Consider the following 22744-nt stretch of genomic DNA (forward strand, 5'->3'; position numbering starts at 1 on the left):
GATCGGTGTGCCGGGTGCGGGAGTCGGGGCGATCCGGGCGCGGCGGTAGCATCTGGTAGTCCACCCGACTTCCGGACGGAGGCGTACGGAGCAGCATGCTCGACATGGAGTTGATCCGGAAGGATCGCGACGCGGTGGCGACCGCGCTGGCGAAGCGGCTGGAGGCCGCCGAGGTCGACCGGGCGTTGGACGACATCCAGCAGCTCGACCGGGAGCGTCGCCGGCTGATCAGTGAGATCGACGGGGAACGCCAGCGTCGCAAGGCCGAGGCCCGGGCGTACGCGCAGGCGAAGCGGGCCGGTGTCGAGCCGGAGGCGACCTCCGAGGTCGGCCGCAAGCAGATCGCCGAGTTGGAGAGCGAACTCGACGAGGTGCAGGCCCGGCTGCGCAGCGTGATGAGCGAGCTGCCCAACCTGCCCGCCGACGACGTGGTCCCGGGCGGCAAGGAGGCCAACCGGGTGGTGAAGACCTTCGGTGCGCCCCCGCCGATCGAGAAGATCCGTGACCACGTCGAGTTGAGCCGGGCCCTGGGCCTGGTCGACCACGAGCGCGGCGTCAAGCTGGGTGGGTCGGGCTTCTGGATGTACACCGGGCTGGGCGCCCGCCTGGAGTGGGCGCTGGTCAACTGGTTGATCGAGCGCAACATCGAGGCCGGGTACGAGTTCCTGCTCCCGCCGCACCTGCTGCTGGACACCGCGGGCTTCGCCGCCGGCCAGTTCCCGAAGTTCTACGACGACGTGTACCACCTGGACAAGCAGTCGGCCCCGCGCGGGCAGTTCCTGCTGCCGACGGCGGAGACGGCGATCCTCGGCGCGTACCAGGACGAGATCCTGGATACCGGGAAGCTGCCGCTGCGGGTGTTCGCGTACACCCCCTGCTACCGCCGGGAGGCGGCGGGCTCGCACTCCGACGAGCGTGGCACCGTGCGGGGCCACCAGTTCAACAAGGTGGAGATCTTCCAGTTCACCCTGCCCGAGCAGGCCGACGCCGCGCTGGAACAGATGGTCGCCCACGCGGAGAGCCTGGTCGAGGGGTTGGGCCTGCACTACCAGCGCAGCCTGCTGGCGGCCGGCGACTCCAGCGCCTCGATGCGCAAGACGTTGGACATCGAGGTGTGGATGCCCAGCACCGGCAAGTACAAGGAGGTCTCGTCGGTCTCCTGGGGCGGTGACTACCAGGCCCGCCGGGCGGCGATCCGCTACCGCGAGCCGGGTGGCAAGCAGACCCGGTTCGTCCACACGCTGAACGGCTCGGCGCTGGCGACCAGCCGCCTGCTGCCGGCGATCCTGGAGCAGTTCCAGCAGCCCGACGGTTCGGTGCTGGTGCCCGAGGTGCTCCGCGACCGGATCGGCACCGACCTACTCACCCCGCGCTGACCGGTTCGTCGGGGGTCGCCGCGTGCGGCCCCCGTGCGGTGTGAGCAGGGGTCCCCTGCTCTACCGCAGACGTTAACAAGGTGCCCTTCCTTCGCAGCAGGCCGGCGAGCACCAGCACGCCGACCACCGCGGCCAGCACCGCCGGACCCACGCTGTCCAGGGTCGCCGCCAGCCAACGCTGGACACCGGCGGCGGCGCTCACCACCGGATCGGCGAGCGCCTCGCGACGACCGGCGGCCAGCCGCGCCTCGTACCAGCCGTACCAGGCCACGTAGCCACCGGCGAGCAGCAGTACCAGGCCACTCACCCGAGGGGCCCAGGCCCCCGCGCCCCGCAGTCGGGCCACCACCTCGCCGCGCAGCAGCGCCACGCCGAGCGCGGCCACCGCGACCACCAGACCCATCCCCAGGGCGTACGCCCCGAACAGCGCCAGCCCGCGTCCGGTCGACCCGGCCTGGAGGCTGGTCACCACGATCGCCAGGAAGGGCGCGATGGCGCAGCCCAGCGAGGCGACCGCGTACGCCATGCCGAACAGCACCATCGACGGCCAACTGCGGGTCAGTCGGGGCGCCCGGGTCAGCGGACGCAGGCTGGGCAGCCGTCGTCCGGCGAGCAGCCAGCAGCCGAGCAGCAGGAGCAGCAGTCCGAGCCCGACGGTGAACCACGGCAGCCGGGGACGCAGCCAACCGGCGAACGGGGCCAGGGCCAGGCCGAAGGCGCCGAACACCAGCACGTACCCGCAGGTGAGCGCGGCGGCGGCGGTGAGCGCCCGACCGACCGCGCCCCGGGTGTCGGTGGCCCCGGCGACCAGCAGCGACAGGTACGCCGGCAGCATCGCGAAGCCGCACGGGTTGACCGCGCCGAGCATGCCCGCGGTCAGCGCGAGCAGGAGCGGTGCCTCCATCAGGCGGCCAGCGCGGTGACCCGGCGGGTGAGGTCCTCCCCGTCCAGCCACCCCTTGTGCGCGACCTTGCCCTCGCGATCGATGATCACGAAGGTGCTCTGCTCGACGACTCCGAACCGCTTCCAGAGCGCGCCCTGCCGGTCGTCGATCTGCGGCATCGGGCCGAGTTCGAACTCGGTGACGAAGTCGGTCATCGCCTTGCGTTCGCCGAGCCCGGCGACGCCGACGATCGGCACGGTGTCGCGGAAGCCGGGTTCGATCTCGGCGATGGTCCACGCCTGGCTGGCGCAGGTGGCACACCAGGGTGCCCAGAACCAGAGCACCACCGGGCGACCGGCCAGGGCGGCGGCGTCGAACTCCGTACCGGCCAGGGTCTGCCCGGTGAACCGAAGGGTGTCGGGCACCGGCACCGGGGCGGTTGGACCGGGCGTGGGTCCGGCGGGCTCCGCAGACGCCGAGGCGGGCGGGGGCTCCGGCACGGCCGCAGCCTCCTCGACCGAGCCCCCGGCACCGCAGCCGCCGGCCGCCAGCGCGGCGGCGAGCAGGACGACGACCGGACCGATGGCACGTCGCGTCTGTCGGACCGGCCTCATCGGTGTCTCCTTCGGTTCGCTGGTACGGCCACCGGCCGCCCGCCCGGTCCCGCTTCGGTCACCGCGCGCGGGCACTCCCGCTTCGGTCGCGGCACGCGCACGCACCCCGCTTCGGTCGCGACACGCCTGCCCGGTGCCGGCTCCGGTCGCGGCACGCTCAGGCCTTGGTCAGCCGCAACGCCAGCTCCGGGCAGACCTTGACCGCCTTCGAGGCGCCCTCCCGCAGCCAGGTCGGCACCGGGGTGGGCGGGAAGGCGGGGTAGCCGTTCTGGTCGAGTCGGATGAAGTCCGGCACCACGTGGGCGCAGAGGCCGTGGCCGTCGCACCGCGACCAGTCCAGGACCAGCTTCTGTGGATCCGGATCGGGGGCTCCGGGCAGGCCCATCATGCCCTTGACCCGTCGGCCGCAGCCCTCGCCGGTGGTGTGCTTCTTGAGGTCGTCGGCGAAGACCTCCATCGCCGACAGCGCGAAGCGGGACGTACCGTCGGGGTGGCTGCACGCGCCGCGCCCCTTGACGTCACCGGCGGCGGCCCGGACCACCTCCACCGGCGCGCTGCCGGAGACCGCCAGGTCGACCGCGCGGGCCAGGTCGGGCAGTCCGCGCTTGCACGGTCCGCACTGCCCGGCCGACTCGCCGGCCAGGTAGCGCACCACCTGGGCGGCCTCGCCGAGCGGGCAGGTGTCGTTGGCGAGCGGCACGATGATGCCGGCACCGAGGGTCCCGCCGACGGCGGCGAGTCCCTTGCGGGAGACCTCGGCCTTCTCCGCCGCCTCCCTGGTGATCCACTTGCCGTGGTAGCCGCCCATCAGGATGCCCGGCCCGTCGGGCACCTCGCAGAGTTCGAGGATCTCGCGCAGCGGGGTGCCGGCCGCGCACTCGACCACCGCGTGCCGCTTGGCCGCGCCGGTCACGCTGAGCAGCACGGTGCCCGGCTCGTCGTCGGTGCCGAGCGCCGCGTACTCGTACGGGCCGAGGCGGGCGGCCACCGCGAGCTGCGAGTACGTCTCGGCGTTGGAGAGCAGGGTGGGCAGGTTGCTCACGCCGGAGTCGCTGGAGCGCTTCTTGGTGCCGGGCGGGATGTGCGGCAGCCCGTTGATCCCGTTGACCAGCGCACCGCCCTCCCCGCTGATGAACCGGTGCGGCACCGTCACCACGCTGGTCGGCGCCGGCATCCGCCGCTCGTCCAGCGCCTCCATCAGGGAGTCCCGGCCGACCAGGTCGTCGGCCACGCAGAGCACGATCTCCTCGGCGTCCAACGCGAACGCGGCCAGTGCCGCGCCGTCCAGGATCAGGTGCGGGGCCCGGGTGAGGATCACCTTGTCCTTCCAGCTCGCCGGCTCCCCCTCGGTGGCGTTGACCACCACCACCGGCGGCAGGTCCTGGCGTTCACAGGACTCCAGCACCGCCCGCAACTTCCGGGCGAACGGGAACCCGGCGCCGCCCTTGCCCTTGAGCTGGATGCCTTCGGCGAGACGCAGCAGGTTGGACGGCTCCATCGGGCTGATCGGGCCGTGCACCATCTCGTGCGCCCGCAGGTCGAGTCGGCCGAACTCGGCGAACCCGGCGGTGAGCCGGGGCTCACCGACACAGGCCACCGGCGGGACGACAGCACGCTCGGTCACTTGGCCTCCCCTCGCAGCCCGGCCCAGTAGGCACCGTCCACCTTGTCCGGGTCGGCCCGACGGCGGCGGCTGTCCGACGCCCGGCGGGCGCGCCGGGAGGCGAGGTCGACCAGGGTCGGGGTGTCGTCGTCCACGGCGTCCTCCGTGGCGTACCGGGCCGGGGGCCGCCAGTAGTCGTTCTCCGCCTCGGGCACGTCGTCCTCCACGCTGTGCCGCCCGCCGCCGCTGCGCGGCTCGGCGGAGATGGGCGTACCCGAGATCGGCGAACCGGAGATCGGCGCGCCGGAGATCGGGCCGGCCGAGATCGGGGCGTTCGACTCCCAGCGACGCGGGCTGTCCCAGGGCTCCTCCGGCTCGTCGGTGCGGCGGCGGGGCGGGGACGAGTAGCGGGTGCCCGCATCGTCATCCACCCGGGAGCGGCGGTACCGGCCGGTCTCCTCGTCGTCGCGGCGGCGTCGGCCGCCCGGCTCGCGCTCGTACTCCGGCTCCTCCTCGCGGCGGCGCGCGGAGCGTCGGCCCACCGACTCGCGCTCCTCCTCGCGGCGGGAGGCACGGCGCCGGACCGGCTCATCGTCCTCGCGGACCCGGCGGCCCACGGGCTCCAGCTCCTCCTCGTCCCGGCGGTACGCGCGCCGCCCGGTGGACTCCAGCTCGTCGTCGCGCCGGACCGTACGTCGACCGGCCGGTTCCTCGTCACGCCGTCTGGTCACCGGCTCCATCAGCTCGGTCTCGCGGCGGATGGCCCGCTCGAACTCCTCCTCCTCGCGGCGCGAGGGACGCCGCACCACCGGCTCCAGCTCCTCGTCGAGGCGGTCCCGGCCGGGAAGTACCGGCTCGCGCAGACTGCCCGGCTCGGGGACCACCGGCACGGTGAACCGCTCCGGGTCGTTGCGCCGGATGGTCGGGCTGGCCCAGGTGCCGGAGGTGCTCTCGGCCCAGCTCATGTCGCGCCGGACCCGCTTCTCCCGACCGTCCTCGCCCTCGGCGCGGCGGCCGGTCAGGGTGCCGAGCAGGCCCTTGCCCCGGGTCTCCTCGGTGGACTTGCCACCGGTCATCGCCTCGTTGAGCGCGGCGGCCTGGTGCTGCTCGCGGCTCCGACGCTGGAGGCTGACCGAGAGGCGGACCAGCAGCGCCACCACCACCAGCACCACGCAGAGCCAGTAGCTGAGGCTGACCCAGGTGGCCGGCGCGCGCCCGGCACCGAGGCCGTGGAAGATGCCGAAGGGCCAGGAGAGGTACGCCATCGAGTGCAGGGCACGCCACAGCCACTTGGGACCGACGTCGGCGAACCGGGCCCGGATGATGCCGGTCCAGAGCACACCCACCATGAGCAGCGCGGCGATGGTGCCGAGGCCGACGTAGAGTCCCCGGCCGCCGACGAACGGCACCGCCGCGTCGGTCACCCCGGCCCGGCCGCTGGCGATCTTCGTGATCACGTGGAAGACCAGGCCGGCGACGCCGAGGATGCCGGTGGCCCGGTGCGCCGACTGCAACAGCACCCGGTGCCGGATCAGCAGCACCAGCCGGTCGGTGGCCAGCAGCCCCATCATCACGGTCAGGCTCAGCGCGACCAGGCAGATCACACCGGCGAAGAACTCCGTGAAGAAGAAGCCCATGGCGTACGCCCGTTGACCGGCGCTGGTGAGCATCATCAGCGCCCACAACGCCGCGATGCCGGACGCCGACAGCGCCAGGATCTGGCTACGGGACCGTACCCGGATGCCTCTGGTGCTGGTGCTGGTACGGACGGCAGGCGCCTTCTCGTTCTGCGTAGCCCGGGCCATTAGCTCCTCGATCGTCTCGCGGCGGCGCACCGCCGGCCGACCCTGTTCCCCCCACCAGTACGTCCGTAGCGTTCAGTCGGATTAGCTCGGACCGAAAATTTCTCGACGAGTTGTCGAACCGTCCCCCGGCCCGGCGCGTGTAGCGGTTCCGCCGCCTCCCCGGACGCAGTCACGACCGTCCATGCATTGACAGGCGCCGAAATGCGCTTGTAACCTTGCTGAAACTTTCAGGCCCGACTGCAAGACCCGGGCAGTCGCACCATCACCCCCCTTCCTCCGCCACCCAGGAGCACCCGATGCGTCGACGTCGACTCCGCCCGGCGATCATCGCTCTCGCCGTGATCGCCGGCCTCCTCGCACCCGGCACCGTGACCACACCCCCGGCCGCCGCCGCCCCGACCGGCGGCAAGAAGGTCATCGCCAACCTCTTCGAGTGGAACTGGCCCTCGGTGGCCGCCGAGTGCACGAGCACACTCGGCCCCAAGGGCTACGGCTACGTCCAGGTCTCACCCCCGCAGGAACACGTACGCGGCAACCAGTGGTGGGTCGCCTACCAGCCGGTCAGCTACCGGATCGAATCCCGCAAGGGCACCCGGGAGCAGTTCCGGTCCATGGTGGCCACCTGCCAGGCGGCCGGCGTCAAGGTGATCGTCGACGCCGTCGTCAACCACATGTCCGGCCAGACCAACGGCGGCACCGGCTGGGCCGGGTCCACCTACCAGCACCACGTCTACCCCGGCATCTACCAGGCGCAGGACTTCCACTACTGCGGTCGCAACGGCAACGACGACATCGTCGACTACCTCGACCGCTACGAGGTGCAGAACTGCGAGCTGGTCAACCTCGCCGACCTCAAGACCGGCTCCGAGTACGTCCGGTCACGGCTGGCCGGGTACCTCAACGACCTGCTGTCACTCGGCGTGGACGGCTTCCGGCTCGACGCCAGCAAGCACATGCCCGCCGCCGACATCGCCGACATCCTGCGCCGCCTGAACCGCCCCGCGTACGTGGTGCAGGAGGTCATCTACGGTGCCGGCGAACCGGTCCGGCCCGAGGAGTACACCGGCAACGGCGACGTGCACGAGTTCCGCTACGGCAAGGACCTGGCCCGGGTCTTCCGCACCGAACGACTCGCCTACCTGCGTAACTTCGGCGAGGGTTGGGGCCATCTGCCCAGCTCGGTGTCGTCGGTCTTCGTGGACAACCACGACACCCAGCGCGACGACGGCGGGGTGCTCACCTACCGCGACCGGGGCACGTACGCACTGGCCAACGCCTTCATGCTGGCCTGGCCGTACGGTTCACCGACCGTGATGTCCAGCTACACCATCACCAACCGCGACGCGGGTCCGCCCTCGGACGGCACCAACAGGACGCTGAACACCACCTGCTACTCCGGGTGGGAGTGCGAGCACCGCTGGCCGGTGATCGCGAACATGGTCGGCTTCCGCAACGCCACCGAGGGCACCGGCGTCAGCAACTGGTACGACAACGGCTACCAGCACATCGCCTTCAGCCGTACCGGCCGGGGCTTCGTCACCATCAACGACGAGGACTTCCCGATCACCGGCCGCTCGTACCAGACCGGGCTGCCCGCCGGCCGCTACTGCGACGTCATCCACGGCACCTTCACCAACGGCACGTGCAGCGGCCCGGTCATCACCGTCGACGCCAACGGCTGGTTCGCCGCCACCGTCCCCGCCCACGACGCCATAGCCCTCCACACCAACGCCCGCCTCCCCTAACCCCCACCCACCCACCGCGCCCACCCCTCGTGAGGTGATCAAGAACTTTGGGTCCGGATTCGACCCCGGGCGTGACGCGAACTTCTTGATCAACTCGGTCCAGGGTGGTGGGTGGGGTGGGTGAAGTGGGGTTTTTGGGGTGTCTGAGTTGTTAGGGTTGGTTGTGCGGATTGGGGATTGGGGTAGGGAGCGGCGGGGGGTCGTCGCGGCAGTGAGCATTGCCGTGCTGCTGGGTGGGTCGGCGTACGCGGGGTGGGCGCTGACGCCCTCGTCGACGCCGGCACCGATCGCCGGGCCGAGCGACCGGGCCGAGATGCCGAGTACCACCCTGCCACCGCTCGACGAGATCGTCCCGTCGGCCGCACCGGCACCGGACGGCCTGCCCGAGATCGCCTACGACCCGGCACCGGCCGGCTTCCCCGACGATCCGGACACCCTGGACACCACCCCGTTGACCGAGGGGCTGCGACCGACCCGGCGACTCGCCGCGTACGACGGGCCGGGCGGGCGACCGGTCGCCTTCCTGATGCCCACCATCAGCGAGGTGCCGCTCACCGTGCCGATCGCCCGACGCGAGCAGGGCTGGACCGCCGTGCTGCTGCCGTCGGCCAATCGCAAGCTGGCCTGGTTGCCGCCCGGTGGCTTCCGGACCGTCGCGCTGCGGGACCAGATCGTGGTGGAACGGGTGCCGTACCGCCTCACCTGGTACCGCGACGGGGTCGCCCGCCGTACCTGGCAGGTCAGCCTGGGCCAGCGCGGCCAGGAGACACCGTTGGGCCGTACGTTCGTCCTGGGTCGCACCCCACCGCCGGAGAGCGTCTACGGCGGGGTCGACATCTACGCCCTCGGCTCGATCCCCGACGACCCGGACTCGGTGCCGGACGGGCTGCGCGGCGCCCACATCGGCATCCACACCTGGTACCACGACGGCGAACTGGGCCAGCAGACCACCAACGGATGCATCCGGCTCACCCCGAGTGGTCAGCGGCAACTGCTGGCCGAGGTGCCCGAGGGCAGCCCGGTGGTGGTGGTCGACGAACTACCCGCCGCACCGGCCACCGCCTGAGCGGACCGGCCCCGCCCCGCGCGACGAGCACCGCCGGAGCGGACCGACTGCGGGTACGGCCCTCCATCGCACCCGGCTCAGCCGACGATCGGGACGAGGTTGCCGCGCAGCACCTTCTTCAGCTCGCGTACCTCGATCTATCGAGGCGACCTACCTGCGGGCCGACGTCCGGCGTCCGGCCGAGGTGAAGTCCTTCGTGGACCGGATCGCCCAGCGCTACGGCGGGGTGGACGTGGCGTTCGACAACGCCGGAATCCAGGAACCGTGGACCGCCCTGGAGCAGACGAGCGTGACCGACTGTGACAGTCACGCGGAGACCAGCACCCGGGGCGTCTTCCTCTCCATCAAGTACCAGATCCCGCACAAGGCCAAGGGCGGCGTCATCCTGGTCACCGGCTCCGCCAACGAGTTCATCACCCGGTACGGCCTCTCCGCGTACTCGTCGAGCAAGAGCGCGGTCACCGGGACCTTCCGTACTGCCGCCATCGAGCTGGGCCAGTACGTCTCGCTGGCCCCGGCACCACCGAAACCGCGCTGGTGGAGGCGCAACGCCCGCCGGGCATCACCGGCAGCCGGAAAGGCCGAATGGGGCCGCGTCAACGTGGACGGCCTACGCCGGATGGCCAAGCCGGAGGAGATGACGAGCGCCACGTTGGCCCTCGCCTCGGCCGGGATGAGCTTCCTGACCGTTACGAGCGTCGTGGTCGGCGGTGGCATGCTCAGCGGCACCGGCGGTGGCCAGGTCTCCGACCTGTGATCGCGCGAAAAGCGGCGACACCCGGCTCGACCACGGCCGCGAGCGATGATATCAAGATCACCGAACTTTGATATCATCAGGCCAGTGTCGCTGAGAACCGGAAGGACCAAGCGATGAGCAGGACGATCCTCGACGTCGATGACGAGCTACTCGCAGAAGCCGCCAAGATCTTCGGCACGACCACGAAGAAGGCGACTGTCAACGCGGCGTTGAAGGCTGCCGTCGACCGAGAGAAGCGCCGCGAGTTCGCCGATTGGCTCAAGGGTGGTGGACTGCCGGGCCTCACCGGCCACACCGGCGTGCAGCCGGATGCGGCGTGAGTCGAGAGCTGTACCTGCTCGACAAATCCGCACTCGCCCGCTGGCCCAAGCCGGCCGTAGCGCCTGTCCTCGACGAACTGTCCGAGCGCGGCTTACTGGCGGTCTGCGGTTCGATAGAGATCGAGGTGATCCAGAGCGCCCGGACGGCAAAGGAGGCTCAGCGCGCTCGCTGGCTACTCGGCGGCTTCCATTGGCTGCCCACGCCGGACGAGGTCTGGGACCGGGCGATCGAGATCCAGCTTCAGGCGCTGCACAGAGGCAACCACCGAGCGCTCTCCATGGCTGACCTATTGATCAGCGCCACCGCGGAACGGCATCGAGCCACGGTGCTGCACTACGACGGCGACTACGACATGATCAGTACGATCACCGGCCAGCCCACCGCCTGGGTGGTGCCGGCCGGCACCGCCGACTGACGATCGCTCTACCCGCGCCCAGGCCCTCGACAGGCGCTCCAGAGCCCCGCCGACGCTCTGCCACGGCCGGCCATTCGCGACGATTGACCAGCGGCCGGCCACGGGAAGCGGCCAGTCGGCGCGATCGGTGACGTTCCGGGCTGGCATGGAAACGACCTGTGGGGGTATCAGCCACACATGAGGGCGAGTTTCCGGCTCGGCCGGATCGTGGGCGTACCCGTCGGGGTCAACTGGAGCGTCCTGGTCATCTTCGCGCTGATCTGGTGGGGCCTGTCGGCCAGCCTGTTCCCCGTGTCGTACCCGGACCGGTCGGTGGTCGCGTACGTGCTGGCGGGGCTGGCGGCGGCCATCGTGTTCTTCCTGGGCCTGTTGGCGCACGAGGTGTCGCACGCGGTGGTGGCCAAGCGCAACGGGTTGGGCGTCGGCGGGATCACCCTCTGGCTGTTCGGGGGCGTGGCGGAGTTGCGTGGGGAGGCCCGTACGCCCGGTGCCGAGCTGCGGATCGCCGGGGTGGGGCCGCTGGTCAGCCTGATCATCGGCGCGTTCTTCGGGGTGCTCGCGATGCTGCTCAGCGTCGCCGGGGTGCACGGGCTGTGGCTGGGGGTGATGGCCTGGCTGGGCGGGATCAACCTGCTGCTGGCGGTATTCAACATCCTGCCGGCCGCCCCGCTGGACGGTGGGCGGCTGCTGCGGGCGGCGGTGTGGAAGGCCACCGGGGATCGGACCCGGGCGACGGTGGTGGCGGCCCGGGCCGGGTGGGTGCTGGGCCTGGCGTTGATCGGCTTCGGGTTGTTCCGGTTCCTGACCGGTGCCGGTGTCGGCGGGCTCTGGCTGGCTCTGATCGGCTGGTTCCTGATCGGCGCGGCCAGCCTGGAGGAGCGGCAGGCGCGGGTGGGCTCGGCGCTGCGCGGGATCCGGGTGGCCGACGTGATGACCCCGCAGCCGCAGACCGCCTCGGGAGAGATGACGGTGGCCGACTTCGTGGACAACTATCTGTTCGCATACCGGCACACCGCGCTGCCGTTGACCGAGGACGGCCGACCGGTCGGCCTGGTCACGCTCGACCGGGTACGCGGTGTGCCGAGTGACGAGCGGGACGGTACGACGTTGGAGTCGGTGGCCTGCCGCTCCGACGAGCTGGTGCTCGCCTCCCCCGACGAGCAGCTCACCGACCTGCTGCCCCGGCTCAACGACTGCGCCGACGGGCGGGCGCTGGTGGTCGCCGACGATCGCCTGGTCGGCATCGTCTCGCCCAGCGACATCAGCCGTGCCGTGCAGCGCGGCAGCATGCGCGACCAGGTCACCGCCGGCCGCTGACGTCACCGCCGGGCGCCCACTGGCGCTGGCCTCGACTGAGACGGTGCTCGATCCGGGATCGAGTGGTGTCAGCACCGCTCCGAGACCACTCGATCCCGGATCGAGCACGATCTTGATCTTCTGAGAGGTCAGCGGGGGAAGAGACGGTCCAGTTCCTCGGTGCGGAACCTACCCGCCGGGTCCAGCCGGGTGAGCAGCGCGGCGAAGTCCGCCCAGCGGGGATACGTGGCCGCGACGGCCTCGGGCGACAGCGTGTGCACCTTGCCCCAGTGCGGGCGCGGGGCGAAGGGGGCCAGGGCACGTTCCACCTCGGCGAGCACCGGCAGCACCTTGGTGGTGTCGGCGATCCAGGTGAAGTGGACGGCGAGGGTGTCCCGGTCGTACTGCGGGCTCAGCCACAGCGTGTCGGCGGCGATGGTCCGCAGCTCGCTGGTCTGCGACACCGGGGCGATCAGGTGGGCCACCTCGTCCAGTGCGGCCAGCGCCTGCGCGGCGTCGGCGCGCGGCAGGTGGTACTCGGACTGCAACTCGTCGCCGCTGCTCGGGGTGAAGCCGAGCCGGAAGTGCGGCAGCCGCTCGTGCCATGGCCCGGCCACCCCGAGCTGCTCGGTGCAGTTGACCGTCGGCATGCCGGGCACCGGGTGCCAGGGCCGGTCGGCCGCGGTGGTGCCGAGCCAGTCGGCGGGCGGTGGCGGCTGGTCGGCGAGCTGCTTGCGCCAGACCTGGGTACCGAGGGTGGAGCGCCAGTCGGTGAAGACGCTGACGCTGTACGCGGCGGCGAGCGCCTCGTCCAGCGCGGCACGGGGCAGGTCCAGCCGCACGTACTGCCGGATGTCGTAGGTCGGCACCACGTCCAGGATGAGCCGGGTGACCACGCCGAGCGCGCCGAGGGCGACGACCGTGCCGGCGAAGTCGGCCGAGTCCCGGTCGACGGTGTGCAGGTCACCGGTGCCGGTGACCAGTTCGAGTCCGGCGACGGCGGTGGCCAGGTTGCCGACGGTGACACCGGAACCGTGGGTGCCGGTGGCGACCGCGCCGGCCACCGAGATGTGCGGCAGGGAGGCCAGGTTGGCCAGCGCGTACCCCCGCTGGTGCAGCCAGGTGGCCAGGTCGCCGTAGCGGATCGCGGCCGGGACGTCGACGGTCCGGCGCTGCGGGTCGAGGCGGATCGTGTCCGGCAGCCCGGACAGGTCGACCAGGTCGCCGGTGGTGTCGCCGAGCCGGTTGAAGGAGTGTCCGCTGCCCACCGCCCGGATCCGGTCGCTGCCGGCGACCAGCTCACGCAGCTCGTCCAGGGACGACGGCCGGTGGTGCGCCCGTGCGGAGTACCGGATGTTGCCCGCCCAGTTGCGCTGCGTCGACACGCGACCTCCCCCTGCCCTGCCGACGGTTACCGTCGGCTCCGTCGGGGAACCCTACGCCGATGAGCAGCTACCGTGATCCCGCCCCTCGTGGCGACGTGTACCCCTCCGAGGAGGAGATCGACCCGACCGGCAGCGGGGTGTTCCCGGCCAGCGCGCCGACCGGTGCGTACCCGGCGGGGCAGCCCACCCCGCAGCCGTCGCCCGCGCCGGGCCCGGCGCCGTCGCCGGTGCCGACCCCCGGCCCGCCGCCCCGGATCGAGGGCGGCGCGCGGTCGATCGTCAGCCGACACCTGGACGGTTCCGTCGCGGTGGTCACCGACTTCGACGGCGACGGCGTGGCCGACGTGGTGCAGTACGACCTCGACGGCGACGGGATCCCGGACGTCACCTACCTCGACAACGACCGCGACGGGCGGCTGGAGACCGTGCTGCGGACCCCGACCCGCTGATGACGGGCCGGGGGCGACACCGCACCGCGGAGCAGCCGCCCGTTCGGCGCTGCCGCACCACTCAGAGCTGCGGCAGCACCTGCGAGGCGACCAGGTCCAGGTGGTCCAGGTCGCCCAGGTCGAGCACCTGGAGGTAGGCCCGCTGGCTGCCCACCTCGGCGTACCGGCCGAGCTTGTCGACCACCTCGGCGGGCGTGCCGGCGAGCCCGTTCTCGCGCAGCTCGTCCGCCTCCCGGCCGATCGCGGCGGCCCGCCGGGCCACTTCGGCGTCGTCCTTGCCGCAGCAGAGCACCAGCGCGTTGGACCAGGTCAGCTCGTCCGGGTTCCGGCCGATCTCCTGGCAGGCGGCCCGCACCCGGCCGAACTGGGTGACCGTGTCGTCGATCGAGACGAACGGCAGGTTGAACTCGTCGGCGTACCTGGCGGCGAGCTGCGGGGTCCGCTTCGCGCCCATGCCGCCGAGCAGGATCGGCGGGTGCGGCTGCTGCACCGGCTTGGGCAACGCCGGTGAGTCGCTGACCTGGTAGTGGCGGCCGGTGAAGGCGAACGTCTCCCCCGGCGGGGTACGCCACAGACCGGTGATCACGGCGAGCTGCTCGTCCAGCCGGTCGAAGCGCTCCTTGAGCGCCGGGAACGGGATCCCGTACGCGCTGTGCTCGGCGTCGTACCACCCGGTGCCGATGCCCAGTTCGACCCGGCCGCCGCTCATCTGGTCGACCTGCGCGACGGTGATGGCCAACGGGCCGGGCAGCCGGAACGTCGCGGCGGTCATCAGCGTGCCGAGCCGGATCGAGCGGGTGTCCCGGGCCAGCCCGGCCAGGGTCGTCCAGGCGTCGGTGGGGCCCGGATCGCCGCTGACCGACCCCATCTTGAGGTAGTGGTCCGAGCGGAAGAAGGCGCCGAAGCCGGTCTCCTCGGCGCGGCGGGCCACGGCCAGCAGGTCGTCGTAGGTCGCGCCCTGCTGAGGTTCGGTGAAGATCCGCAGTTCCATGGACCGAGCATAGAAAGCCCAGCGCCGTACCGCCCGCCTTCGGTGCTGGGCTGCTCGGTGACCTGCCGCTGGTCGTCACCTCGATGGGCGCCTCTCGCCCGGCCCGGTGCTGTGGCCGCCCAGGCGGTCTGCGCGGTGCTGGTGTGAGCCACCGACCGTTCCGGCCGACGTGGGCGCAAATTCTTGCAGTGATTTCAGTCATTCGCAAGAGCCTCGACAGACTCGGATCGACTTGTGAATCAGAGGTTCCCAAGGATCGACGTCACTGTTACGGTCACGCCATCACCGCAACTTCTTGCATAACTTGCAGGAAGCCTTGCTGTCACCACGTCTGCCTGACCGTCCCCCGAGGAGGGCCCGTGCGAATCCCCCGTCCCCGCGCCGCGATACCCGCGGCCCTGGTCGCGACACTGGTCGCGGCCGGTCTCACCGTCGTCGCCGCCGGCACCGCGCCGGCCAGCGCCGCCGAGGTACGCGCCAACGGCGACGCGATCGTCCACCTGTTCCAGTGGCGGTGGGACTCCGTCGCGCAGGAGTGCGAGAGCACCCTCGGCCCCCAGGGCTGGGGCGGTGTACAGGTCTCCCCGCCGCAGGAGCACGTGGTGCTGCCCAGCGCCGAAGGCGCCACGTACCCGTGGTGGCAGGACTACCAGCCGGTGTCGTACCGGCTGGACTCGACCCGGCGCGGCACCAGGGCCGAGTTCGTCGACATGGTCCAGCGCTGCCGCGCCCAGGGCGTGAAGATCTATGTGGACATGGTGCTCAACCACATGAGCGGCACCGGTTCGGCGGGCAGCGGTCCGGGCAGCGCCGGCACCGTCTACGGCAAGTACAGCTACCCCAACCTGTTCAACGACGGCTCCGGCGACAGCTACGGCTACGGCGACTTCGCGCCCTGCTACCGGCGGATCAGCAACTGGGGCAACAAGCAGGAGGTCCAGGACTGCGAGCTGCTCGACCTGGCCGACCTGAACACCGCCGACCCCGAGGTACGCCGCAAGATCGCCAAGTACATGAACGCGGTGATCGACCTGGGGGTGGCCGGTTTCCGGGTGGACGCCGCCAAGCACGTCCAGGAGGCACACCTGGGCGACATCATCAACCGGTTGCGGGACGTGCCCGGCTTCGGCGGTCGGCCGGACCTGTTCCACGAGGTGTACGGCGACGGCACGATCCCCTACACCGCGTACGCGCCGTACGGCGGGGTGACCAACTTCGACTACCAGCGCGCCGTCTCCTCGGCGTTCCGCGACGGCGCCATCGCCCAGTTGGGCAACCTGCCGAACTACGGCGGGCTCACCGCCGCACAGGCGGTCGTCTTCGTCGACAACCACGACACCCAGCGCGAGAACCCGACGCTGACCTACAAGAGCGGTGCCCGCTACTACCTGGCGGACGCGTTCATGATGGCCCACCCGTACGGTCGGCCCCAGCTCATGTCGAGCTACGCGTTCGGCTCGGTGCACGGGCAGGGACCGCCCAGCACGTCCAACGGCACCACGCTGGCCGCCGACTGCACCGGCAGCGCCTGGATCTGCGAGCACCGCAACCCGGGAGTGGCGGGCATGCCGGGCTTCCGCAACGCGGTCGCCGGGACCGGCATCGGGTCGGTGGTCACCGACGGCAACGGGCGGTTGGCCTTCGCCCGGGGCAACCGGGGGTACGCCGCCTTCAACGCCACCAACAGCGCCTGGAGCCGCAGCTTCGCCACCTCGCTGCCGGACGGCCGCTACTGCAACGTCGGTCGGGGCGCGTACGACCGGTCCACCGGGGCCTGCCCGGGCGGTGCGGTGACCGTCTCCGGTGGTGCCTTCACCGCGTCGATCGCCGCCGACCAGGCGGTCGCCCTGCACGTCGAGGCCCGTCTGGACGGTGCCACGCCGACCCCGACGGTCTCCCCGACCGGCTCACCGACCCCGACCGCGAGCCCGTCGGTCCCGGCCGGGTCGACCCGGTTCACCGCCACCGTCTCCACCGACCTCGGCCAGGAGGTGTACGTCGTCGGCTCGATCCCGGCGCTCGGCTCCTGGAACCCGGCGAACGGGGTGAAGCTGTCCACCACCTCGGGCAGCTACCCGACCTGGACCGGCTCGGTGTCGGTGCCGGCGGGCACCGCGTTCGAGTGGAAGCTGGTCAAGGTCGGCAACGGCTCGGTGCAGTGGGAGAACGACCCCAACCGCACCGGCACCGCCGGCAGCGCCCTGACCGCCACCTGGAACCAGCCGGGCACGACCCCGCCGGCCGCCACCACGGTCTCCTTCCGGGCCACCGCCACCACCACGCTCGGCCAGAACGTCTACGTCGTCGGCGACCTGCCCGCGCTCGGCGGCTGGGACCCGACCAAGGGGGTCCGGCTGTCACCGACCGCCTACCCGGTCTGGACCGGCGGGCTGAACCTGCCGGCCGGCACCGCGTTCTCCTACAAGTACGTCAAGCGCACCGACTCGGGCCAGGTGGTCTGGGAGTCGGGCGCCAACCGCACCGCCACCGCCGGATCGGTCACGCTGACCGACACCTGGCGCTGACCGGGACCGACCGCAGCGGCCCCTCCCGATGTCGTGTCGGGAGGGGCCGCCCCCGTTCCGCCCGAACAACCGCGTCGGGCGTCGTCACCGGCGGGTCGACGGTCAGGGGGTCGCGCGCCGGATGATCAGATAGCTGGCGACCGCGAGCGGCAGCGTGAACAACGCCGGCCAGCCCACCAGCAGGGCGGCGCCCGACTGGTCGGCGAACCAGTCACCGATCGCCGACCACCAGCCGCGCCAGGTCGCCAGGACCACGGCCCCGCCGATCACGACCAGCGTCGCGGTGCTCAGGGTGAGCATGCCGTTGACGCCCCACCGCTTGAACACCAGGGCGATGGCGATCCCCAGGAACCCGAGCAGCAGGAACGGGATCGCGAAGCCGAGGAACCGCAGCACCGGGTTCTCCACCCAGAGGAACGGGATGCCGAAGAAGGTCAGGCCGACGCCCCAGCCTCCGGTCGCCTCCTCGATGACGGCGAGCAGGTAGAGCAGCCCCGCGTAGACGACCGCCTGGGCACCGAAGGAGAACACGTTGCCGAGGTAGAAGCTGCGACGCGAGATGCCCAGCCCGATCGCGAACGGGAAGTCCTGGGTGATCACGTTGATGCAGGCGATGAACATCATCACGTAGATGCTGGCCAGGCCACCGGTGGTCTGCTCGATGTCCCGCCCGTCCATGGAGGCGAAGAAGGCCAGGTTGATGAGGAAGCTGAGGGAGAGGATCGCCCAGGGCCAGCCGACCACGCTGGGCCAGGCGACGAACTGCAACCGGGGGACCGTCAGGACACGGTTCATCGGACGGCCTCCTTGCCGGTGGCACCGACGGCCTGCCCGCCGGCCGAGGTGGTCAGACGCACGACGGTGTCCTGCAACGACGACGCCTCCAGGGTCAGGCCCAGGGACCGGGCCCGTTCCCGCTCGGCCGGGCCGAAGTCACCACGTACGGTGACACGGGCCGTGCCGGCCAGCAGCACCCGGTGCAGCTCGGTGGCGGTACGCGTGAACTCGTCCACCGCCGCGACCGGGCCGGAGACGATGAGCACGTGGCCGCGCAGCGCCTCCGACTCCTCGTCCAGCAGCAGCCGCCCGGCGTCGATCAGCAGCACGTGCTCGATCAGGTCGCTGACCTCGTCGATGAGGTGGGTCGACAGCACGATGGTGCGGGGGTGTTCGGTGTAGTCGGCCAGCAGCCGGTCGTAGAAGATCTGCCGGGCCACCGCGTCCAGACCGAGGTACGGCTCGTCGAAGAAGGCCAGCGGCGCCCGCGAGGCCAGCCCGACGATGATGCCCAGCGTGGAGAGCATGCCCCGGGAGAGCTTGCGGACGTTGCGTCGTGGCGGCAGCCGGAAGTCCGCCGTCAACCGCTGCGCGAACTGCTCGTCCCACCCGGGGTGGACCAGGCTGGCGGCCCGCAGCACGTGCCGCACCTGGAGGTTCGACGGGTAGGTCTGGCTCTCCTTGATGAAGGAGACGCGGGACAGCACGCTCTCGTTCTCGTACGGGTGCTGCCCGAAGACCGAAACCTCGCCGGAGCTGGCGAAGTTCTGGGCGGTGAGGATCTGCATCAGGGTGGTCTTGCCGGCGCCGTTGCGTCCCAGCAGGCCGTAGATCCGGTTCCCGGCAAGCGAGAAACTGACCCGGTCCAGCGCCGTGACGCCGCGGTACTTCTTGGTCAGGTCGGTGACGGTGACGACGGGGCTCATCGCTCCCCCTCCCAGGTGTCGATCATGCTCTTGAGTTCCGCCGGGCCGATGCCGAGCTTGCGTGCCTCGGCGACCAGCGGTTGCACGTACTGCCGGGCGAACTCGTCACGGCGTCGACCGCGCAGCTTGGCGCGGGCGCCGGAGGAGACGAACATCCCGATCCCTCGTTTCTTGTAGAGCGTTCCGTCGTCGACGAGCTTGTTGACCCCTTTGGCGGCGGTCGCCGGGTTGATCCGGTGGAAGGCCGCCAGCTCGTTCGTTGACGGCACCTGCTCCTCCTCGGCCAGCGTCCCGTCCAGGATCGAGTTCTCCAGCAGCTCCGCTATCTGGAGAAAGATCGGTCGACCGTCCTCCATCACGTCCGCCACCCTGGCCTGCCGCCCTGGTTGGCCGGTTCACTACTCATGTAACTAACCATGCAACCGGAGGGGCGTCGCTGTCAAGTCGCGGTGCGGTCCGTTAACCTTCCGACCCGGCGTGCGCGTCTCCGTACCGGGAGGTGCGCATGACCCGGTGACGGTCAGGCGTACGGGGGACGGGCGTACGCGGCCCGCAGGGCGGCAAGTCCGGGTGCCTTCGGGCTGAGCGTGCCCCAGCCGGAGTTGAAGTAGTTGGTGCGGGCGATGATCGGACCGCGCTCGGCGTTCAGCCGGGCGATGGCGGCCGGCACGGTGGCGATCCAGGCCGGCTGGTCGGGGATCTCGGCGACGCGTACGCCCCACTCGGCGATGAGCACCGGACGGGACAGCGCCACCGGGCCGAGGTCGGCCACGGCCCAGTCCTTGGTCCGGCGGAACCGGTCCAGGGCCGTGTGCGAGGCGCTGGTGGCGTAGACGTTCCACTGGAGGAAGTCCAGCCGCGACATCAGCGACTCCGGGTGGGTGCGCTGGAAGCAGGGCCGGTCGAAGCCGCCGAGACCGACCGAGAAGGTGGTGTTCTGCGGCAGCGCCTTGGCCCGGAACCAGTTCACGATGTACGTCATCGCCTGCACCGCGCGGGCGTCCGACTCCGCCCAGGTGTACGCCCGGCCGGACTCGGTGGTGCCGAACTCGTGGTCGGTGTCCAGCTCGGAGGCGAGCTGGATGTTCACCCCGAACCCCATCGTGCGGTACTGCGACAGCGCCCGGGCGAAGAGTCCGTCGCACTGCCCGGCGAGCACCTGGCCGTAGCCGTACGCCTTCGGCCAGACCGCGCCGGGACGCTGTTGGATGGTCATCGCCGGAGCGGGTACGACGTAGCGCACCCCGTCGACGGTGAAGGTCTGCGCCCCGGTGTCGGCCGCCCCGTAGTGCTTGAGCTCCAGCACCATGTTGATCTGGATCCCGCCCCGACCGAGGGTGACCAGCCACGGGCGGTTGTAGCCGGGGAAGACGTAGCTGTCGGCGAAACTGCGGTACTGGGTCAGCGACCGGAAGTTCCCCCCGGCCATGTCGGCGGTCGGGTCGGCGTTCCCGGACAGGTAGTAGCCGCCGAGCACCGGCGGCGTGATCGCGTAGTCGACGGCGGCGTTGGCGGTCTGCCCGGTGGAGTCGCGCACGGTGACGGTGACCCGGGCCATCACGCCACCGCCCGGTACACGGCCACCGTGCCGTTGTCCGACACCCGTGTCCAGGTGCGGCCCGAGTCGTCGGTGACGGTGACGGTGAGCGGGTCGATGACGGCGGTGACCTTGGCCGGCGCGCTGCTGTTGCCCTGCGCGTCGGTGACCACGACGGTGACGGTGAGCGTCTTGGTGTCCGGGTCGCCGTAGGTGACGGTGAGCAGCATCTGCGCACCGGGGGCGTAGCTGCTCGCGTTGAGGGCGGCGGTGACGGTGGGAACGGCCATGGCGGCGCCTTCCTGGCTCGATCGCGGTGACCGGCGGGTTGCCCCGTCGGCCCGACGGGAGGTACGGCGACGGCCGGAGCGGGCGGATGCCCGGTCCGGTGGTCCGGTGTGATGACGGTGGCGACGGCGCTGTCGGGGAAGGGCGGGCATCCGCCCGGTCGATGGGGTGGCCTCGTCGGACGTGGCCCGCCGTCCGCAGCCTCTCCACCTGCTACAACAGTGCGTCAGGAGAGCACTCGTCGTCCTGTCTATTTACGGACATATCGATCATTATGAGGATGCCACATGAAGTACCTGATGTTGATCTACGGAAACGAAGAGGTCTGGGGCAGCCTGCCGGACGGCGACCTGGCCACGCTGATCGGCGAGGTGGACGCCTTCAACCAGGCGCTGCGCGACTCCGGTGAACTGGTCGACTCGCAGGGCCTTGAGGTCCGCCCCCGGGCGGTACGCATGGTCGACGCCGCGCCGGTCGTCACCGACGGGCCGTACCTGGAGGCCAAGGAGTACGTCGGGTCGTACTTCGTGGTCGACGTGGACAGCGAGCAGCGTGCGCTGGAGATCGCCCGCTCGTACCCGGGACTGCGGATGGGCACCGGAATCGGCGGCGGCCTGGAGGTCTGGCCGCTGATGACCCAGGACGGGGCCGGGAACTGAGCCTGGACGAGGCCACCGCCGACCTGCTGCGCCGGCTCGTCCCGCAGGTGCTGGGGACCCTGGTACGCCGCTACGGCGACTTCGCCACCGCCGAGGACGCGGTGCAGGAGGCGCTGGTCGCGGCCGTCGAGGCGTGGCCGCGCGAGGGCGTACCGGAGCATCCGTCGGGCTGGCTGCACACCGTGGCCGCCCGCCGGTACGTCGACCAGGTCCGCGCCGAGACGGCCCGGACCCGCCGGGAACGGACCGCCCACGACGCCCTGCCACGGGACGCGCTCGTCGCGCCGCCACCGGACGCCGTCGCACCTGCCCGCGACGACCTGCTGGAGCTGTTCCTGCTCTGCTGCCACCCGGCGCTGCCCGCACCGGCGCAGCTCGCGCTCACCCTGCGGGCGGTGGGCGGGCTCACCACCGCCGAGGTGGCCGCCGCCTTCCTGGTGCCGGAGAAGACCATGGGGCAGCGGATCGTGCGGGCCAAACAGCGACTGCGCGACGCGGGCGCACGGTTCGCCCCGCCCCCGGCAGCCGAACAGGGCCGCCGGTTGGCCGTGGTCCGGCAGGTGCTGTACCTGCTGTTCAACGAGGGGTACAGCGCCAGCAGCGGCCCCGAGCTGCGCCGGGCCGACCTGACCCGGCAGGCGCTGCGGCTGACCCGCCGGTTGCACGAGCGGCTGCCCGACGACGGGGAGACCGCCGGACTGCTCGCCCTGATGCTGCTGACCGAGGCACGGGCGGCGGCGCGGGTCGACCCGGACGGGGACCTGGTGCCGCTGGCCGAACAGGACCGCCGACGGTGGGACCGGGCGGCGATCGCCGAGGGCTGCGCGCTGGTCGCGAACAGTCTCGCCACCTCGCCACCGGGTCCGTACCAGGTGCAGGCCGCCATCGCCGCCGTACACGCCGAGGCACCGCGCACCGAGGAGACCGACTGGCCGCAGGTCCTCGGCCTCTACGAGGTGCTGGACCGGCTGGCACCCAACCCGGTGGCGACGCTGAACCGGGCGGTGGCGGTGGGCATGGTGCACGGGCCCGAGGCCGGGCTGGCACTGCTGACCGAGGTGGAGTCGGGGCCACTCGCCGACCACCACCGCCGGCACGCGGTCCGCGCCCACCTGCTGGAACTGGCCGGCGACCGGAGCGCCGCGACGGTGGCCTGGCGGCGGGCCGCCGACCTCGCCGGGAACGACGCCGAACGGCGGCACCTGCTGCGCCGCGCCGCCCGCTGTGAGAGTGACCCAGGACACAACGGGGACCGGTAGAAGTGGCCGGTCCGGCTCCGATCCACCGGTGAGCGGCGGGTGCCCGCCGCAGACAGCGGAGGTACGG

22 protein-coding genes are annotated in these 22744 nt (G+C 71.5%); 11 read left to right on the forward strand and 11 right to left on the reverse strand.

Annotated features, from left to right (window positions below; genetic code table 11):
- Window positions 1-95 precede the first annotated feature (95 nt).
- The gene (gene serS, locus ACQVFL_RS23260) at window positions 96-1376 is read left to right on the forward strand and encodes a serine--tRNA ligase (RefSeq protein ID WP_431727591.1); all 1281 of its coding nucleotides are present in this window, start codon (window positions 96-98) and stop codon (window positions 1374-1376) included.
- On the opposite strand, the gene ACQVFL_RS23265 is transcribed toward serS, so the two are convergent.
- From ACQVFL_RS23265 to ACQVFL_RS23280, 4 genes are all read right to left on the reverse strand, one after another.
- Window positions 1363-2280 (reverse strand): cytochrome c biogenesis CcdA family protein, encoded by a 918-nt coding sequence (locus tag ACQVFL_RS23265; protein ID WP_431727592.1) that lies wholly within the window; start codon window positions 2278-2280, stop codon window positions 1363-1365. The two genes, serS and ACQVFL_RS23265, sit on opposite strands and share 14 nt — an antisense overlap.
- Window positions 2280-2873, reverse strand: coding sequence for a TlpA family protein disulfide reductase (locus ACQVFL_RS23270; RefSeq protein WP_431727593.1), 594 nt, complete (start codon window positions 2871-2873; stop codon window positions 2280-2282). The genes ACQVFL_RS23265 and ACQVFL_RS23270 overlap by 1 nt, the downstream gene beginning before the upstream one ends.
- A gap of 157 nt (window positions 2874-3030) precedes the next feature.
- Complete coding sequence (locus ACQVFL_RS23275) at window positions 3031-4497, reverse strand: NADH-ubiquinone oxidoreductase-F iron-sulfur binding region domain-containing protein (RefSeq protein ID WP_396693385.1); 1467 nt, start codon at window positions 4495-4497, stop codon at window positions 3031-3033.
- Window positions 4494-6281, reverse strand: a complete 1788-nt coding sequence (locus ACQVFL_RS23280; RefSeq protein WP_431727594.1) for a hypothetical protein — start codon at window positions 6279-6281, stop codon at window positions 4494-4496. Before ACQVFL_RS23280 ends, ACQVFL_RS23275 begins: the two co-directional genes overlap by 4 nt.
- A gap of 296 nt (window positions 6282-6577) precedes the next feature.
- Between ACQVFL_RS23280 and ACQVFL_RS23285 the strand changes: the two genes are divergently transcribed.
- The 6 genes from ACQVFL_RS23285 (at window position 6578) to ACQVFL_RS23310 (ending at window position 11902) form a co-directional block, all read left to right on the forward strand.
- Entirely contained in the window at window positions 6578-8026 is a 1449-nt protein-coding gene (locus tag ACQVFL_RS23285) for an alpha-amylase (RefSeq protein WP_431727595.1), read from the forward strand.
- A gap of 211 nt (window positions 8027-8237) precedes the next feature.
- Window positions 8238-9092, forward strand: coding sequence for a L,D-transpeptidase (locus ACQVFL_RS23290; protein WP_431727596.1), 855 nt, complete (start codon window positions 8238-8240; stop codon window positions 9090-9092).
- The gene (locus tag ACQVFL_RS23295) at window positions 9004-9849 is read left to right on the forward strand and encodes an SDR family NAD(P)-dependent oxidoreductase (RefSeq protein WP_431727597.1); all 846 of its coding nucleotides are present in this window, start codon (window positions 9004-9006) and stop codon (window positions 9847-9849) included. The genes ACQVFL_RS23290 and ACQVFL_RS23295 overlap by 89 nt, the downstream gene beginning before the upstream one ends.
- Before the next feature lie 113 nt (window positions 9850-9962).
- Window positions 9963-10169: a type II toxin-antitoxin system VapB family antitoxin gene (locus tag ACQVFL_RS23300; protein ID WP_431727598.1), complete on the forward strand. Its 207-nt coding sequence runs from the start codon at window positions 9963-9965 to the stop codon at window positions 10167-10169.
- The gene (locus ACQVFL_RS23305; RefSeq protein WP_431727599.1) at window positions 10166-10585 is read left to right on the forward strand and encodes a PIN domain nuclease; all 420 of its coding nucleotides are present in this window, start codon (window positions 10166-10168) and stop codon (window positions 10583-10585) included. Before ACQVFL_RS23300 ends, ACQVFL_RS23305 begins: the two co-directional genes overlap by 4 nt.
- Window positions 10586-10762: 177 nt before the next feature.
- Complete coding sequence (locus ACQVFL_RS23310) at window positions 10763-11902, forward strand: site-2 protease family protein (RefSeq protein WP_431727600.1); 1140 nt, start codon at window positions 10763-10765, stop codon at window positions 11900-11902.
- 128 nt (window positions 11903-12030) lie between these two features.
- Here the strand turns inward: ACQVFL_RS23310 and ACQVFL_RS23315 are convergent, their stop codons facing one another.
- The gene (locus ACQVFL_RS23315) at window positions 12031-13266 is read right to left on the reverse strand and encodes a D-arabinono-1,4-lactone oxidase (RefSeq protein WP_431727601.1); all 1236 of its coding nucleotides are present in this window, start codon (window positions 13264-13266) and stop codon (window positions 12031-12033) included.
- A 59-nt stretch (window positions 13267-13325) separates the two neighbouring features.
- Between ACQVFL_RS23315 and ACQVFL_RS23320 the strand changes: the two genes are divergently transcribed.
- Window positions 13326-13715 (forward strand): thrombospondin type 3 repeat-containing protein, encoded by a 390-nt coding sequence (locus tag ACQVFL_RS23320; protein WP_396693401.1) that lies wholly within the window; start codon window positions 13326-13328, stop codon window positions 13713-13715.
- A 61-nt stretch (window positions 13716-13776) separates the two neighbouring features.
- On the opposite strand, the gene ACQVFL_RS23325 is transcribed toward ACQVFL_RS23320, so the two are convergent.
- Complete coding sequence (locus ACQVFL_RS23325; RefSeq protein WP_396693403.1) at window positions 13777-14706, reverse strand: LLM class F420-dependent oxidoreductase; 930 nt, start codon at window positions 14704-14706, stop codon at window positions 13777-13779.
- 359 nt (window positions 14707-15065) lie between these two features.
- Here ACQVFL_RS23325 and ACQVFL_RS23330 point away from each other — a divergent pair, with 359 nt between their 5' ends.
- The gene (locus ACQVFL_RS23330) at window positions 15066-17231 is read left to right on the forward strand and encodes a carbohydrate-binding module family 20 domain-containing protein (protein ID WP_431727602.1); all 2166 of its coding nucleotides are present in this window, start codon (window positions 15066-15068) and stop codon (window positions 17229-17231) included.
- Between the two features lie 102 nt (window positions 17232-17333).
- Here the strand turns inward: ACQVFL_RS23330 and ACQVFL_RS23335 are convergent, their stop codons facing one another.
- The 5 genes from ACQVFL_RS23335 to ACQVFL_RS23355 all read right to left on the reverse strand — a co-directional run bounded on the left by ACQVFL_RS23335 (window position 17334) and on the right by ACQVFL_RS23355 (window position 20761).
- Window positions 17334-18026: an ABC transporter permease gene (locus tag ACQVFL_RS23335; protein WP_431727603.1), complete on the reverse strand. Its 693-nt coding sequence runs from the start codon at window positions 18024-18026 to the stop codon at window positions 17334-17336.
- A complete protein-coding gene (locus tag ACQVFL_RS23340; protein WP_396693412.1) occupies window positions 18023-18934 on the reverse strand; it encodes an ABC transporter ATP-binding protein in 912 nt (303 codons plus the stop codon). The genes ACQVFL_RS23335 and ACQVFL_RS23340 overlap by 4 nt, the downstream gene beginning before the upstream one ends.
- On the reverse strand, window positions 18931-19290 hold the full coding sequence (locus ACQVFL_RS23345) for a GntR family transcriptional regulator (protein WP_396693543.1): 360 nt from the start codon (window positions 19288-19290) through the stop codon (window positions 18931-18933). The genes ACQVFL_RS23340 and ACQVFL_RS23345 overlap by 4 nt, the downstream gene beginning before the upstream one ends.
- Window positions 19291-19454: 164 nt before the next feature.
- Entirely contained in the window at window positions 19455-20492 is a 1038-nt protein-coding gene (locus ACQVFL_RS23350) for a hypothetical protein (protein WP_396693414.1), read from the reverse strand.
- Window positions 20492-20761 (reverse strand): hypothetical protein, encoded by a 270-nt coding sequence (locus tag ACQVFL_RS23355; protein ID WP_396693415.1) that lies wholly within the window; start codon window positions 20759-20761, stop codon window positions 20492-20494. Before ACQVFL_RS23355 ends, ACQVFL_RS23350 begins: the two co-directional genes overlap by 1 nt.
- A gap of 285 nt (window positions 20762-21046) precedes the next feature.
- Here ACQVFL_RS23355 and ACQVFL_RS23360 point away from each other — a divergent pair, with 285 nt between their 5' ends.
- Complete coding sequence (locus ACQVFL_RS23360; RefSeq protein ID WP_396693417.1) at window positions 21047-21418, forward strand: YciI family protein; 372 nt, start codon at window positions 21047-21049, stop codon at window positions 21416-21418.
- The gene (locus ACQVFL_RS23365; RefSeq protein ID WP_431729877.1) at window positions 21415-22677 is read left to right on the forward strand and encodes an RNA polymerase sigma factor; all 1263 of its coding nucleotides are present in this window, start codon (window positions 21415-21417) and stop codon (window positions 22675-22677) included. The genes ACQVFL_RS23360 and ACQVFL_RS23365 overlap by 4 nt, the downstream gene beginning before the upstream one ends.
- The last annotated feature ends 67 nt before the right edge of the window (window positions 22678-22744 follow it).

Origin of the sequence: Verrucosispora sp. TAA-831, assembly GCF_050780145.1 — a bacterium.
In the GTDB taxonomy this organism is placed as follows: Bacteria; Actinomycetota; Actinomycetes; order Mycobacteriales; family Micromonosporaceae; genus Micromonospora.